The sequence below is a fragment of the Butyricicoccus sp. AF35-5AC genome, from assembly GCF_003477715.1.
Taxonomy (GTDB): domain Bacteria; phylum Bacillota; class Clostridia; order Oscillospirales; family Butyricicoccaceae; genus Agathobaculum; species Agathobaculum butyriciproducens.
This window is the reverse complement of record NZ_QUDX01000016.1, coordinates 1-14,393: the sequence shown is the minus strand read 5'-3', so window position 1 is coordinate 14,393 and position 14,393 is coordinate 1. Positions and strand designations below refer to the sequence as shown.

At 56.8% G+C, this 14,393-nt stretch carries 15 protein-coding genes; 4 read left to right on the top strand and 11 right to left on the bottom strand.

What is annotated here, in order from left to right; translation table 11 throughout:
- Both DWZ82_RS13610 and DWZ82_RS13605 read right to left on the bottom strand, forming a co-directional pair.
- Positions 1 to 224 (bottom strand): collagen-like triple helix repeat-containing protein (locus tag DWZ82_RS13610; RefSeq protein WP_442861241.1); only part of this gene is annotated, 224 nt, incomplete at its 3' end.
- 223 nt (positions 225 to 447) lie between these two features.
- Entirely contained in the window at positions 448 to 1,536 is a 1,089-nt protein-coding gene (locus DWZ82_RS13605) for a tetratricopeptide repeat-containing glycosyltransferase family 2 protein (protein WP_118481257.1), read from the bottom strand.
- A 108-nt stretch (positions 1,537 to 1,644) separates the two neighbouring features.
- Between DWZ82_RS13605 and selD the strand changes: the two genes are divergently transcribed.
- Entirely contained in the window at positions 1,645 to 2,682 is a 1,038-nt protein-coding gene (gene selD, locus DWZ82_RS13600) for a selenide, water dikinase SelD (protein WP_118481256.1), read from the top strand.
- A gap of 425 nt (positions 2,683 to 3,107) precedes the next feature.
- Here the strand turns inward: selD and DWZ82_RS13595 are convergent, their stop codons facing one another.
- From DWZ82_RS13595 to yqeB, 8 genes are all read right to left on the bottom strand, one after another.
- Entirely contained in the window at positions 3,108 to 3,617 is a 510-nt protein-coding gene (locus DWZ82_RS13595) for a MogA/MoaB family molybdenum cofactor biosynthesis protein (RefSeq protein WP_118481255.1), read from the bottom strand.
- Between the two features lies 1 nt (position 3,618).
- Positions 3,619 to 4,641: a molybdopterin-binding protein gene (locus DWZ82_RS13590; RefSeq protein WP_118481254.1), complete on the bottom strand. Its 1,023-nt coding sequence runs from the start codon at positions 4,639 to 4,641 to the stop codon at positions 3,619 to 3,621.
- Positions 4,638 to 5,072 (bottom strand): MOSC domain-containing protein, encoded by a 435-nt coding sequence (locus DWZ82_RS13585; protein WP_118481253.1) that lies wholly within the window; start codon positions 5,070 to 5,072, stop codon positions 4,638 to 4,640. The genes DWZ82_RS13590 and DWZ82_RS13585 overlap by 4 nt, the downstream gene beginning before the upstream one ends.
- Before the next feature lie 96 nt (positions 5,073 to 5,168).
- On the bottom strand, positions 5,169 to 6,116 hold the full coding sequence (gene moaA, locus DWZ82_RS13580) for a GTP 3',8-cyclase MoaA (RefSeq protein WP_118481252.1): 948 nt from the start codon (positions 6,114 to 6,116) through the stop codon (positions 5,169 to 5,171).
- Positions 6,117 to 6,121: 5 nt separating this feature from the next.
- Positions 6,122 to 7,159: a sulfate/molybdate ABC transporter ATP-binding protein gene (locus DWZ82_RS13575; RefSeq protein ID WP_118481251.1), complete on the bottom strand. Its 1,038-nt coding sequence runs from the start codon at positions 7,157 to 7,159 to the stop codon at positions 6,122 to 6,124.
- Complete coding sequence (gene modB, locus DWZ82_RS13570) at positions 7,150 to 7,827, bottom strand: molybdate ABC transporter permease subunit (RefSeq protein ID WP_118481250.1); 678 nt, start codon at positions 7,825 to 7,827, stop codon at positions 7,150 to 7,152. Before modB ends, DWZ82_RS13575 begins: the two co-directional genes overlap by 10 nt.
- A gap of 61 nt (positions 7,828 to 7,888) precedes the next feature.
- A complete protein-coding gene (gene modA, locus DWZ82_RS13565; RefSeq protein ID WP_118481249.1) occupies positions 7,889 to 8,752 on the bottom strand; it encodes a molybdate ABC transporter substrate-binding protein in 864 nt (287 codons plus the stop codon).
- A gap of 28 nt (positions 8,753 to 8,780) precedes the next feature.
- Entirely contained in the window at positions 8,781 to 9,572 is a 792-nt protein-coding gene (gene yqeB, locus DWZ82_RS13560; protein ID WP_118481248.1) for a selenium-dependent molybdenum cofactor biosynthesis protein YqeB, read from the bottom strand.
- 270 nt (positions 9,573 to 9,842) lie between these two features.
- Here yqeB and yqeC point away from each other — a divergent pair, with 270 nt between their 5' ends.
- On the top strand, positions 9,843 to 10,478 hold the full coding sequence (yqeC, locus tag DWZ82_RS13555) for a selenium cofactor biosynthesis protein YqeC (RefSeq protein WP_199667508.1): 636 nt from the start codon (positions 9,843 to 9,845) through the stop codon (positions 10,476 to 10,478).
- 64 nt (positions 10,479 to 10,542) lie between these two features.
- Here yqeC and DWZ82_RS13550 read toward each other — a convergent pair whose 3' ends face one another.
- Positions 10,543 to 11,592, bottom strand: a complete 1,050-nt coding sequence (locus DWZ82_RS13550) for a LacI family DNA-binding transcriptional regulator (protein ID WP_118481246.1) — start codon at positions 11,590 to 11,592, stop codon at positions 10,543 to 10,545.
- A 491-nt stretch (positions 11,593 to 12,083) separates the two neighbouring features.
- Here DWZ82_RS13550 and DWZ82_RS13545 point away from each other — a divergent pair, with 491 nt between their 5' ends.
- The gene (locus DWZ82_RS13545) at positions 12,084 to 13,745 is read left to right on the top strand and encodes a solute:sodium symporter family transporter (protein ID WP_118481245.1); all 1,662 of its coding nucleotides are present in this window, start codon (positions 12,084 to 12,086) and stop codon (positions 13,743 to 13,745) included.
- 259 nt (positions 13,746 to 14,004) lie between these two features.
- A partial coding sequence (locus tag DWZ82_RS13540) for a Gfo/Idh/MocA family protein (RefSeq protein ID WP_147356945.1) occupies positions 14,005 to 14,393 on the top strand: 389 nt, incomplete at its 3' end.

Below are 14,393 nucleotides of genomic sequence, written 5' to 3'. Positions count from 1 at the left end.
GGGCCGGTCGGGCCGGTTGGGCCAACTGCGCCTGCTTCACCTGCAGGGCCGGTCGGGCCGGTCGCGCCGACTGCACCCGCTTCACCTGCGGGGCCGATCGGGCCGGTTGGGCCAACTGCGCCTGCTTCACCTGTGGGGCCGGTCGGGCCGGTTGGGCCGATGGGTCCCGGGAAGCCCGGCGGTCCCGGAGGCCCCGGAATGCCTCTCGGCCCCATTGGCCCCATCGGTCCCCTTTCTCCTCGCGGTCCGCGCGGACCCGGAGGACCGGGAGGTCCGGGAGGTCCGGGAGGTCCCATCGCATCCGGTCGGCCGTTGCCCATCACCGCATCGCACACGCGCTCCTGCCAGCGTTCGCTCGGGCGTTCCCAGTTGCCGCAGCAGTCCTGTCGATCGTTCATGTCGTTCTTCCCTTCCTTCCGATTTGCCGGAAATCTCCGGCAGTTCAATCTATGCCGAAGGCGGCTTTGCGGTGAGACCCTGCGCGGCAAAATACCGTCGGTTGTACGCCACCGCCGCCGACTGCGGACGCACAAGTGCTGCCCTTTCGTTCCAGGCACAGGCTTGCTTTGGGTCTCCCAATTTGTCCCAGCAGACACACAAGCCGAGTGCCGGCGCATAAGCACAGGCGTTCACATCAATAAAGCCGTGCGGTGCTGTGCTTGCGGCTCGAATGGCGGTTTCGTACCAGAACACCGCCTGTCTTGCGCGGTTATCCGCATATTCGAGGGCTGCAAGCGCACAGCACACGGCACTGCGCGGCACCTCCAGTGCAAACGAGCGGGTCAGTGCCCGCTTTGCCTGCTCGCGCTCTCCGAGGGCGGTCAGCGCCTGCGACAGACCAAGGCACGCATCTATTTTGTTCTCCGTCCAGCCGTCCGGCATCGCAAGGAAGGCTTCAAACGCTTCGACCGCCTGTGCGTACCGTTTATGCGCCAGCAGCTCGCGCGCGTAATAATAGCTGCCGCGTGCATCCAGCTTTTCCCCCTTAGCGAGCAGGTTTTCGTAGATTTTCAGGTTGCGGTCGGAGTACGCGCACGGCGGCTTGCGGTGTGTCACCGCCGCGTCTCCGTACCGGATATTCCCGCGCGGCACAATGCACTCGTGCACCGCACCCTGCCATCGGAAGTGTGCGGACGTTTTGAGCAGCCGCTCACGGTAACAGAAAAAAGTCGGTCTGCCCTGCTCATCAAAACCGGTGTGGTACGGCAGCATGACGACATCAGCCGTGCCGTCCAGCTCCGCTTTGAGCGCAAGCAATCTCTGACGGTCGGACGGCAGAAGCACATCGTCCGCATCCAGCCACAGCGTATAGTCCATGCGCGCCTGCGCAAACGAAAAATTGCGTGCGGCAGAGAAATCATCGCACCACGGGAACACCTGCACAGTGCCGTATTTTTGGGCAATTTCCCGCGTTTTGTCGGTCGAGCCGGTGTCCGTGATGCAAATTTCATCCGCAATGCCGCGCACGCTGTCCAGACACCGCGTGAGCACCTTCTCCTCATTGCGTACGATCATGCAAAGGCTGACGGTCGCCATGGCATCCCCTCCCATCCAGTCTATGCAAGGCGAATGAAGGTTGCTAATCTGCACGGATTTTGGTACAATAATAAAAAGAGTAAATCACGGAAACGGAGAGATTTTTCGATGGAGACCGAAGTAAAGCTGACCAAACTTGCAGGCTGCGCCGGCTGCGGCGCAAAAGTCGGCGCCGGAACGCTCGTACACCTGCTTGAAGGCTTTCGCACGCATACCGACCCGCGTTTGATCGTCGGCTATGACAAGAGCGATGACGCAAGCGTGTATGTGCTTGACGAGAACACCGCGCTCGTGCAGACGACCGACTTCTTCCCGCCCATCGTGGATGATCCGTTCCTGTACGGACAGATTGCGGCTGCCAACGCGCTCAGCGACGTGTACGCCATGGGTGGTGAGCCCAAGCTCGCGCTCAACATCATGTGTCTGGCGCAGAGCATGGACAATCATGCAGTGCAGGAAATCCTGCGCGGCGGCTACGACAAGGCCTACGAGGCCGGCGCGATCATCACGGGCGGCCACACCATTCAGGGTGCCGAGCCGATTTACGGACTGGCGGTTTCTGGCTTCGTGCATCCGAAAAAGGTGCTCACCAACAGCGGTGCAAAGCCGGGTGATGTGCTGATTCTGACCAAGCCGCTCGGCGTTGGCGTGCTGACCACAGCAGCAAAAGCGGATCTGGTTGAAAAGTCCGTGCTTGACCGCATCTACCGCCAGATGGCTGCGCTCAACAAGTCCGCGCGTGACGTGATGGTGAAATATCCGGTGCACAGCTGCACGGATGTCACCGGTTTTTCGCTGCTCGGCCACAGCTTTGAGATGGCACAGGGCAGCGGCGTTTCCGTGCACCTTCGCTCGGACGACGTACCCTATCATGCAGAGGCATACCCGCTGGCAGAGATGGGACTGATTCCGGCAGGCGCGTACCGCAACCGGCAGTATGCGGAAGCCGGCGTATGTGTCAAGGGTGAAGTTTCGCGCACCCTGCAGGATTTGTTTTACGACCCGCAGACCAGCGGCGGTCTGCTGTTTGCCCTGCCGGAGCAGGACGCGCAAGGCTGTCTGGATGAACTGCAGCAGAGCGTGCCGGAGGCGAAAACCGTCGGGTATGTTACCGAGAAACAGGAGTTTTCGATCTATTTGGAGTAAATTGAAAATTGGGGATGGAGAATTGAGAATGGAAAATTAACGCGGTGGTTGACCGTTTTCTTTTAAAATTGAACCTAATCAAAAAACACCCCGAACCACAGGTTCGGGGTGTCAATCTGTCGAAAAAGTCGTATAGTCAGCAGTTTTCAGTATTTCGCGCGGCAGCGCGCATAAAATAGCATTTGCTCTGCAAATGCTCAAAAAGGGGGAGCATGTATCACCATTTTTGAACTTCTGGAGGGAGAAAGTTTCTGTATAGGAACTTTCGGACGACTTTGGAACGGCCCACGGTCCGTTCCTGCTTGTCGGCGAAACTGTAGTTTCGCGACAGCCTCACCCCGAACCACAGGTTCGGGGTGTTTTCTATTCGGAGCAGAAACTGAAATCTGACATTTCATTCTCCATCCTCCATTTTCAATTCTCCATTATTCTTTCCCGCCCTGCAGGATATAAATCCCATGCTCAATGGTTTCGAGCACGGCCTGCAGGTTTTCGCACGCACCCTTGGGACTGCCCGGCAGATTGATGATCAAGCTCGTGCCGCGAATGCCCGCTGCCGCGCGCGACAGACACGCCTTCGGCGTAATCTGCATGGATGCCGCCCGCATGGCCTCCGGGATACCCGGTGCGAGCTTTTCGCAGACCTTGATGGTCGCCTCCGGCGTTACATCGCGCGGTGCAAAGCCGGTGCCGCCGGTGGTGACGATGAGTGCGAGCTTCTCCTCGTCGGCGGCACGGATGAGCGCGGACTCGATACGCGGCTGCTCGTCCGGCAGCACCTCGACCGCACCGACCACGTAGCCTGCCCGCTCGAGCAGATTCTTGACGGCAGGGCCGCTCAAATCCTCCCGCTCACCGCAAAACGACCGGTCGCTTACTGTAATAACTTTAGCGGTCAGTGGGCGAACACTGTTCGCCCCTACGGAACACGACATATCACACACCTCCGAAGCCGCAGTGCGGGTAAGTGCAGACCTCACAGCCGAGACACAGACCGCCTTCTCCAAGCGTAACAAAATCGCGCCTGGTCAGCCGCACGCCCGCCGCGATGCGCGGCAGCACCAGATCAAAAATGGTGGCCTTGGCGTACATGACGCATCCGGGCAGACCCATCACCGGACGGCCGTCCGCGTAATAGCCCAACAGGAACATGGCACCCGGGAGCACCGGCGCGCCGTAGGTGACGATATCCGCGCCGCTCTGTTTGATCGCACCCGGCGTGGAATCGTCCGGGTCAACACTCATGCCGCCGGTGCACAGAATCATATCGACCGGCTTGTTTTTCATCTGCTCGATGGCCGCCGCAACGTTCTCCATGCCGTCCTCGACCAGAACGTGCTCGGTCATTCTGATGCCGAGTGCAGCCAGCTTTCGTTCTACAACCGGCGTAAAGCTGTCCGGAATACGGCCCTTTGCGACCTCGCTGCCGGTAGTGACAACGGCTGCTGTTTTCAGCGTAAACGGGCGGACTTCCAGAATCGGCGTGCCGCCCGCCGCCTGCTCGGCCTGCCGCAGCTTCTCCTCCTCGATCACGAGTGGGATGACGCGCGTGCCGCACAGTTTGTCGCCCGGATGGACGATGCCGTTGCCACGCCTCGTGGCAATCATGATTTCGTCAATGCTGTTCACCGCATTCAGTCGTTCGGTATCGACCAGAAAAACGCCGTCAATGTCTGAAGAAATCTCGATTTTTCCCTCTTTGGTATCGCTTTTGCGCATATTGGTGTTCTGACAGAGCGCACACAGCCGCTCTGCCGCATCATTCTCGTGCAGAAAACCCGGCTGCAGCTCCCAGACGTAAAGCTGCTCCTTGCCCATCGAAAGCAGCACCGGAATGTCCTCCGCGGTGACGATGTGGCCCTTGCGGAAGCGCGGCCCCTTGCTCACACCCGGGATGATCTGCGTCATGTCGTGGCACAGAACATGGCCGACCGCGTCCTCGGTTTTGATACATTTCATGGCTTTTCCTCCTCGATCTCGTCACCGGCGGTGATCGTGCCGCCCGTCAGCACAATGGCAAAAATGCCGTCGGTCGGCATGACGCATTTGCCCGTCAGACGGCGGATTTCACAGTCATTATGGCATTCCTTGCCGATCTGGGTCACCTGCAGACGCGTTTTTCCCACGCGGAGCACCGTACCGACCGGTAAATGCTTGAGGTCAATCCCTTCGGTGAGGATGTTCTCCGCAAAGTCGCCCGCATGGAGCGTCAGACCGGTTCGGCGCATTTCGTCCACGCTCTCCTGCGCCAAAAGGCTGATCTGGCGGTGCCAGCTGCCTGCGTGCGCGTCACCGACGATGCCGTGGTTTTCTTTCACTGTGATACGCTCCACCGGGTGCTTTTTTGTTCCTTTATGTTCACTAATACAAACTGCTGTTACTTTTGACATAGTGCCTCCCATTCGCTAATTGAAAATTGAGAATGGAAAATGATTGCCTTAATTATCGCGCTCTGCGCGATATCTCAATTCCCAATTTTCCATTATTTATCCTCCGATCTGACTCATACCTCTCCGGCTTTCACTCGGCTGCCCGGATTGCATATGGTGGCTGACCGGTTTCCCGAACATACCCTCGCGCAGTGCGCGTTCAAGGTTTTCACCGTGCAGACCGCGCAGCGGAATCTCCTGTGCCGAGTGCAGGCACGGTTTCAGTCTGCCGTCTGCGGTAACGCGAATACGGTCGCAGTCCGCGCAAAAACGGTGGCTCATCGGGCGAATCAGACCGATTTTCCCCTTCCAGCCGGGCATTCGGTACAATTCCGCAACGCCTTCATTCGGCAGACGCTGCAGTTCCGGCAGGGCGTGCAGCACCGCATCCGCAGAGAGAAACCGCTCACGCGGCCAGTCCGCGCACTCACCGATCGGCATGAGTTCAATAAAGCGCACCTCAAATTCTCCGTCCTGCGCCAGCTGCGCCAGTGCCGGAATCTCATCCTCGTTTACGCCGCCGAGCAGCACGGCATTCAGCTTTGTGCCGCGGAATCCGGCGTGCCGCGCCGCGTCCAGACCGGCCAGCGTATCCGCGAGCGAGCCGCCGCGCGTCAGCGACGCAAATTTATCCTTATTTAAGGTATCCAGACTGATATTCAGCCGGTCAACCCCTGCTTGTTTCAGCTCTGCGGCGTACTGTGGCAGGAGTGCGCCGTTAGTCGTCATGGTGAGCTCCCGCACACCATTGATGGCACGCAGACTGCGGCACAAGTCCACGATGCCGCGCCGCACAAGCGGCTCTCCGCCGGTCAGCCGCACCTTGCTGACACCGAGCGAAACTGCCGTCCGCACGATCTCGGTCAGCTCCTCGAACGACAGCATTTCGCTGTGCTCCCGCTTGCACACGCCCTCAGCGGGCATACAGTACCGGCACCGAAGGTTGCATCGGTCGGTCACCGACAGCCGCAGATAGCGGATGTTTCTTCCTTGATTATCCAGCATTTTGCTCACTCCGTCAGCGGCATGACGTCCTCTGGGCGGACGTACAGCGTCAGCTTTTCCGTGCCGGAAAGCGTCTCCCAGACCGCCTTATCCAGCTCCCACCGCAGCCTGCCTGCGCCTGTCGTCTGCAGCATGACCACGGTCGAAAACGGGTTCTCGACTACGCGCTCCACCGTACACGGAATGGCGTTCTCCGCGCCATCTGTGGTAAAGTAATGCGCACGAATCCCGACATAAGCGGTATCCTTCGGCACATGCAGCGCGGTTTTGAGCGTTACGTTCCAGTCCTTGCAGAACAGGGTCCCATCCTGTTTTACCTCGGCGGCAGAGACATTCTTGCAGCCGGAAATCAGTGCAGCACCCATGGTTGCCGGTGCGCGGAACAGTTCCTTGACCGTCTCCTTCGGGTCGGATTTTCCCTTATTCAGCACGCATACCGTATCGCACAGGCGGTAGACCTCATCGCGGTTGTGCGTGACGAACAGCGTACCGCACGAAAGATTTTTCAGGATGTCCGAAAGCTCCAGTTCCACCTGCCATTTCAGGTACGCATCCAGCGCGGAAAACGGCTCATCGAGCAGCACAAGCTCGGGCTGCCCGACCAGAATGCGCGCCAGCGCGCACCGCTGCTGCTGTCCGCCGGAAAGCTGACTCGGACGGTTGTTCTCCAGTCCTTCGAGTCGGAACGCGTGCAGGACCTCCCGCACCGCCTGTTCCCGCTCGTTTTTCGGACGGGCGTGCGCGCCTGCGCGGATGTTCTGCTCGACCGTCATGTGCGGAAACAGCGCGTACTGCTGAAACAGGCAGCCGACTTTTCGCTTTTGCGGCGGCAGGTCGATTTTCTTTTCGCTGTCGAACAGGACGCGCCCGTTCAACTCAATATGACCCTTATCCGGTCTCACGATGCCCGCGATGCACCCCAGCGTCATGCTCTTGCCGCAGCCGGAGGCGCCGAGCAGCGCCATCACTTCCCGCTCGGCAGTGAAGTTCACTTTCAGGTGAAAATCACCGAGCGTTTTCTCGATATTAACGATCAGCGCCATGCCTTACGCACTCCTCTCTCCCGCTTTTCGAGCAAATTGACCGCCAGCAGCACCACCGCCGAGATGGCAAGGTTCACCACGACCCACTTGAACGCCAGCGCGTCATCATTCGTGCGCCACAGCTGATAGACCGTCGTCGAAATCGTTGCCGTGCGTCCGGGCGTGTAGCCCGCCACCATGGATGTTGCGCCGTACTCGCCGAGTGCACGCGCGAACGCGAGCACCGTTCCCGCAAGGATACCCTGCCTGCAGCAGGGCATGCGCACCCGCCAGAAAATCCAGGTGTTCGAGCGGCCGAGCGTGCGGCCTGCGTCGGCAAGCGTTTCGTCAAAGCTCTCGAATGCGCCGCGCGCTGTGCGGTACATAAGCGGGAAAATGACAACGGCGGTTGCGAAAATCGCCGACCACCAGACCATGGTCAGCTTGAGATTAAAATGCGCGAGCGCCCATGCGCCGACGGCTCTTTTCGGTCCGAGCACGCGCAGCAGCAGATAGCCGACCACCGTAGGCGGCAGCACGAGCGGCAGCGTGAACAGCACATCCAGCACGCCTTTGAGCACACGCGGCAGACGCGCAACGTAATAGGCCGCCGCAATCCCCGCGAAGAAGATGATAACCGTGGAAATAAGTGCGATACGCAGCGAGTTATATAATGGATACCAGTCCATAATCGTCTCCTTTTGCAAATAAAGGCGAGAGATTGCTCCCTCGCCTTTCTATTGTATCAGATTATGCCAACGTGGTAAAGCCTACGCTCTCGAATACCTTGCCTGCTTCATCGGTGGTCAGATAGTCAAGGAACGCCTTCGCCTCGTCTGCGTGCGTGCTGTTCTTGAGCACGGCTGCCGGATAGATGACCTGACCGCACATATCAGCAGTTGCCTCGTCAACCGTGTCGAGACCTGCCGAGAATGCGTCGGTTGCGTAGATAATGCCGCAGTCCACCGCGCCTTCGCTTACCTGCGTGGTAACTTCCTTAACGTTCGAGCCGTAGGTCAGCACGCCGGAGGAAGCCAGCGCCTTCTCATCCAGCTTGTAGCAGCTGAAAATCTTCTGGGTATACTGACCGACCGGTACATCGCTGTTGCCGATGGCAAGCAGCACGTCACCGCTCTTCAGCTTCTCTGCAAGATCGTCAAAGCTCTTGATTCCCTTCGGGTTGCCCTCCGGCACAGCCAGTGTTACCTTGTTCTCGAGCAGGTCGATGCGGGTGCCGTCCAGCAGCTCGTCCAGACCGTCCGGGTTCTTGTCGGTGTCCTCGATGAGCGAGCCGTCGAGTGCGTTCATCTGCTTGGGCGCTGCGGAGATGAATACGTCGCAGTCCGCGCCCTCCTTGATCTGGGTGAGCAGGTCGCCGGAGGAGGCAAAGTTGAACGTCAGGGTGACGTTCGGGTCAACCGCCTTGTAGTCCTCTGCGATCCGGTTCAGGGTCTCGGTCATGGAGGCCGCCGCAAATACGGTCAGTTCTACCGGATCTGCAGAGCTCGTGCCCGCCGCGCTGCTGTCCGTGTTCTGCGTACCGCCGCCGCAGCCTGCCAGCATTGCCAGTGACAGAGCCGCTGCTGCAAATCTTGCAAAATGGTTGTTTTTCATTGCGTTTTCTCACTTATTTTATAACACTTTAATGAAATACGTTGGAAAAGTGAAGCAGCGCTTCGAGCACACCGCCGCCGACCGCAAGCGCCTTATCGGATGCGGTATCGCAGTTTTCACGCTTGCCGCGCGGATCAACGTCACCAGATTTCATACCCTCATGTACAGGTACGCCAGCCTGCAGCAGACCGCGCAGACAGCCGCTGATGGTGGTTTTCATGGGTTTTCCCGCAACGTACGCGATGGTGTCTCCCTCCTCAACCAGATCGCCAATTTCATGGCACGGCTCGAATAAACCGTCTGCCGGGGCACGCAGAACGCGCTCTGCCGCATGGCCGCCTATCACACCGGGAACGCCCGTATTCGGCAGCGGCGAACCCGTATACAGCACCCGTCCGAGTGTATGCCCGCGCATGGTCTCAACTGTCGCGTGACAGTCCACGCCGGCCGTAAAGCCCGGACCGACCGCAATGACGATCGGCGCATCCGTGATGTGCGTACCGAGGTTTTTCTTCGCCAGAATCGCGTCCACCAGGGCATCAGGGTGCAGTTCCTGCACACAGCCTGCCGCCGGATCGGCCAGCACAGCAATGATGCCCTGTTCGGTCAGTGCTGCCGCTTCGGCTGCGGTATCGGCTCGGCGTGCATGCACGCCCTCAACGACTGTTTCGCCCAATCGAATCGCTTCCGAAAAGCATACCGTGCGGCGGATCGACGTTGGCTGCGGCAGGTCTGTCAGCACCAGACGAATGCCTGCGCGGTACAGCCGCAAGGCAATCCCCGTGGCAATGTCTCCCGCACCGCGTATCACGACTAACATGGCGTTTTCCTCCGTTTATCTTCGTTGTATTTTGCAAACTATAACGATTGCTACCGATGATTATAGCGTATCGGTCGAGTGAAGTCAATATTTTTTCTGTGTGGCAGACATGATATAATACTATTATAAAAGCATGGCTGCAGGACGGGGTGACCTCCCGCCGCATATAACAACATGCAGATAATTTACAACGGCGGGATGAGGTCATCCCGCCCTACGGTAAACATGGCTGTATTAGGTGGATTTATGAAAATATGTGAACAATTACACATGATAAAAGGCATAACCGCCGTGATCGGCAGCGGCGGAAAAACAACTTTACTGCGTATACTGGCCGAAGAATTATCCGGAACGGTGATTTTGACGACTTCCACGCACATTTTGCCGTTTGCGGGCATTCCCCTGTTGGTGACGGATGACATCGAACAGGTCCGCCGCGCACTTGCGCTTCACCGCGTGATCTGCATGGGCACGCCTGCCGCTGAGGGCAAGCTGACCGCGCCGGCACTTCCCTTTTCCGTGCTCGCGGACGCCGCTGACTATGTGATTGTGGAGGCCGACGGCTCCAAGCGGCTGCCGCTCAAGGCACACGCCTCGCATGAGCCGGTCATACCTGAGAATACACGCAAAACCGTGTGCGTCGTGGGCGCATCCGGGTTTGGAAAGCCGGTCGAACAAACCGTACACCGACCGGAATTGTTCTGTGCACGCACCGGTGCACACATGAGCGGTATTGTCACGCCGGAGCTGGCCGCGCAAGGCATTATTGCAGAACACTCAGCGGATATCGTTGTGCTCAATCAGGTGGAAACGATATCTCCGGCAGCAGCGAAAAGTTTTGCAGATACACTTCAAAACGCCAATATAACGGCTATCTGCACCAGTTTAATGCAGGATAAACGCTGATTTGCATCTTTGCTCTTCACGCTCAACGCTAATAAGAAAGAACCGCACAATGTGCGGTTCTTTCTTATTCCATTCCCACAGGTTTATCGCTGTTAAACTTGGTTTTGATTGCAATATCCGTATAAAGCAGTTCTTTTTCCGGTGCTTTTTTGTTCTGCAGGTAATCAAACAGCAGGAACGGCGGCCGGTAGCCCTGCTCGAATGCCTTCTGATCGAGCACAAAACTCAAGCTATCTGACTGGAGCAGCTTCATATTCATCGGGTTGAGGTCGAATGCAACGACCTTGACCTTGCCCTTTCGGCCTTCTTCTTCTACAGCTGCGCACGCACCGGCCTGTCCGTTGGACGCAACGTAAATGCCGGTCAGGTCAGGATTTGCACGCAATGCGTGCTGCGTAATCTCGTGAGCATAGTCATCCCGGTCGAAACATGGCTGAAATGCTAACAGTTCAATTTCGTTTCCTGTTTCGCCATTAATGGTATCCATAAATCCGTTTAATCGGTTATTATGTGCGGTATTATTCAAGTGTCCCGCCAGCGGAAGCACCTTGCCGCCCTCGGGCAGCATCAACCGAAGCAAGCCTGCGGCGGTCTGTCCGGCGCGGTAGTTGTCCATACCAATGAACGCAAGACGCCTGCTGCCCGGTGCATCCGAGTTGAGTGTGATGACCGGAATGCCCTGTTCGTACAGTTCATCGATGCACTGGCGAATCTCCGGCGAGTTGTTCGGCGCGATAGCCAGTCCCTGCACGCCCTGTGAAACCAGCTCTTCAATGTGTTCGAGTACCATTTCGGTATCCAGACCACGGTTTTCGCGCATGATCAGTTCCACGCCCGAGGCGGCAAGCTCCTCTGCGGCACGCTGCACGCCTGCACGCACGATCTGTATCGTCGGCGTCTCGACGGATTGCAGGATCGCCCCCAGCTTGAACTCCCTGCGGGATTTGACCAGCGCCTGTCCGATCAGGTTGGGCTTATACCCTAATTCTGCTGCAATTTTATGGATTTTCGCTGCTACTTCTGGGTTTACGCGCCCTCGATTGTGCAGCGCACGGTCTACCGTACCGCGGGATACACCTGCCAGCTCCGCGATCTGCTGTGCGGTTACAGCCATGTTTTTTCCTCCTTATTCTATGATAGAAAGCACCGTAGCTTTCATTGTGCGGTGTTTCCTCACCACATTCTTTTTTCTTTATTTACAGTATAGCACAATGCACGCATCTTGCAACTATTTTTTGCGTGTATCCCTGTTTAAATTTACGCGTTTCCGCTTTTGTACGGCTTATTTACAAACAAATCGTCTATTTTTCGTGCAGTTTCACCAACATAATGCACACCTTTGCACGCATACTCACGAAAATAAATGTCTTTTCGCACAAAAAACCATCCGTGTTTTTGTTGCGTTCACCGAATCATTCAGAATATCATTCTTAAGACTTGAAACGCGCAGGATATCGTGATAACCTATAGACAACGAAATAAATCCCCTGAAAACGCAGTGAACATCACCCATGATTCAAGTGCATTTTCGACGGGGAATTATTTTTCAAAAAGTGCGTTCACGAGAACGCCACAGACTATATCTTACTTATAGGGGGTAACACAATGTCATTCTTCTCCTCACTCGCCTGGACAGGCATCTCCTTCCTGCTGTTCACGGTGCTTGTTGCGGTCATTTCCGCTTGGAAAACCCGCGATGAGCAGCTCGACACAGCTGAGGGCTACTTCCTCGCCGGTCGCGGATTGCCCGGTGTGGTAATCGCCGGTTCTCTGCTGCTGACCAACCTCTCCGCCGAGCAGCTCGTCGGTCTGAACGGTCAAAGCTGGAAAACCAATATGGGCCCGATCGCATGGGAGGTCGGCTCGATGTTTACGCTGCTGGTTCTGGCGTATTACTTCCTGCCAAAATACCTCAAAATGGGCGCCATGACTATTCCTTCTCTGATGGAAGCACGCTACGGCAAGGGCACCAAAACGATGTTCTCGCTCGTAATCGTCATCATGTACTCCATCCTCAACCTGCCGGTCATCCTGTACTCCGGTGCAGTCGTATTTGAGCAGATCTTCGACATTTCCGGCATCCTCGGCACCAGCAAGTTCATGGCTGTTGCCATCCTGTGCATCATTATCGGCATCATCGGCGGCTGCTACGCGATTTTCGGCGGCCTGAAAGCAGTTGCAGTATCTGATACCATCAACGGCGTCGGTCTGATTATCGGCGGTCTGATGATCCCCTTCCTCGGCTTCGCGGCACTGTCTGCAGCAACTGGCGGTCATGGCATTTTCGACGGCATCAAGTACATGGTAGAGGCAGATCCGGCCAAAATGAACGCAATCAACGCATGGAATGCACCGGAACCGGAAGTTCCGTGGCCGCTGATCATCACCGGTATGTTCTTCAACAACCTGTACTGGTGGTGCACCAACCAGTCCTTCGTACAGCGTTCCCTCGCAGCAAAGAGCTTGAAGGAAGGTCAGAAGGGCGCTATCTTCTGCGGCTTCCTCAAGTGCCTCGGCCCTCTGTACCTCGTTATTCCGGGCGTTATCGCATTCTACCTGCCGTCCATTCAGGACAAGCTGACCGCTGCCGGTTCCTCTGCAATCGACTTTGCTTATCCGGCACTGATCGCTGAGATCGTTCCGAAGCCGGTCATGGGCTTTTTCGCCGCGGTCATGTTCGGTGCGATCCTCTCCTCGTTCAACTCCGTGCTGAACTCCGCGTCCACCATGTTCACCCTTGACCTGTACCGTTCGTCCATCAACCCGCAGGCTTCTGACACCAAGTGCGTCAAGGTCGGCAAGATCTACGGCACCATCGCAGGCTGTGTAGCAATCGTCATCTCTCCGTTCGTTATGTACGCCGGCGGCATTACCACCTTCCTGAACTCTATGAGCCAGTTCGTATCCCTGCCGGTACTGTGCACCATCCTCGGCATCTTCATGTTCAAGCGCATCCCGAAGTATATGCCGAAGGTAATCACCGTGTTCCACGTTGTATGCTACGGCGCCTTCCTGCTGATCAAGCCGTGCTATCCCGGTTCGTCCAACCCGATCCACTATCTGTACGCAATGGCTGTTCTGTTCCCGATCGAGCTGCTCATCATGTGGTACCTGAACAAGTATCGTCCGGGTGAGGAATATGAGATTCACGACGTCGGCGCAGTTGATCTGACCCCGTGGAAGTACCGTCATGTAGTTTCCATCGTTGGTCTGATTATCGCTGTTGCGATCTATATCCTGTTCTCTCCTCTCGGCATCGCAGCTTAATTTGTCCCTTGTTGCACTCTTTGTGCATTGATCCCTCGCTTTCCGGCGGTGAATTATCCTCACCGCCGGAAAGCAAAATTTTTTTACGAAATTTGAAATTTCCTCTTGCGTTCTCGTGAACGCGGATGTATAATCACCTTGACCTCAGAAATGAGCAGTGCACGCAAAACTTCGAGCAAGCCGCGTGCAGCAAAACAAACCATAAATAACGCAGGCAACTGCACAACACGAATTTATCACTTTTTAGGAGGAATTCATCATGGAAAATCTGAACATTGCACTGATCGGCTGCGGCATGATCGGCCGTGAGCACATCGAGCGTATCCAGAACCGCATCCGCGGCGCACAGGTTGTGGCCGTATGTGACGTATTTGAAGAAGGCGCAAAGAAGGGCGCTGAGATCGCCGGTGCCGGCACCAAGGTTTACACCGATTTCAACGAAGCAATCAACGATCCGGACGTAAACGCTGTTGTAGTTACCACCCCGGGTCAGTTCCACAAGGGTCCGGTTCTGGCAGCTATCAAGGCCGGCAAGCCGGTATTCTCCGAGAAGCCGCTGGCAAACACCGCTGCGGACGGCAAGGAGATCGTTGAGGCCGAGATGGCCGGCGGCAAGCACCTCGTACAGGTTGGCTTCATGCGCCGTTA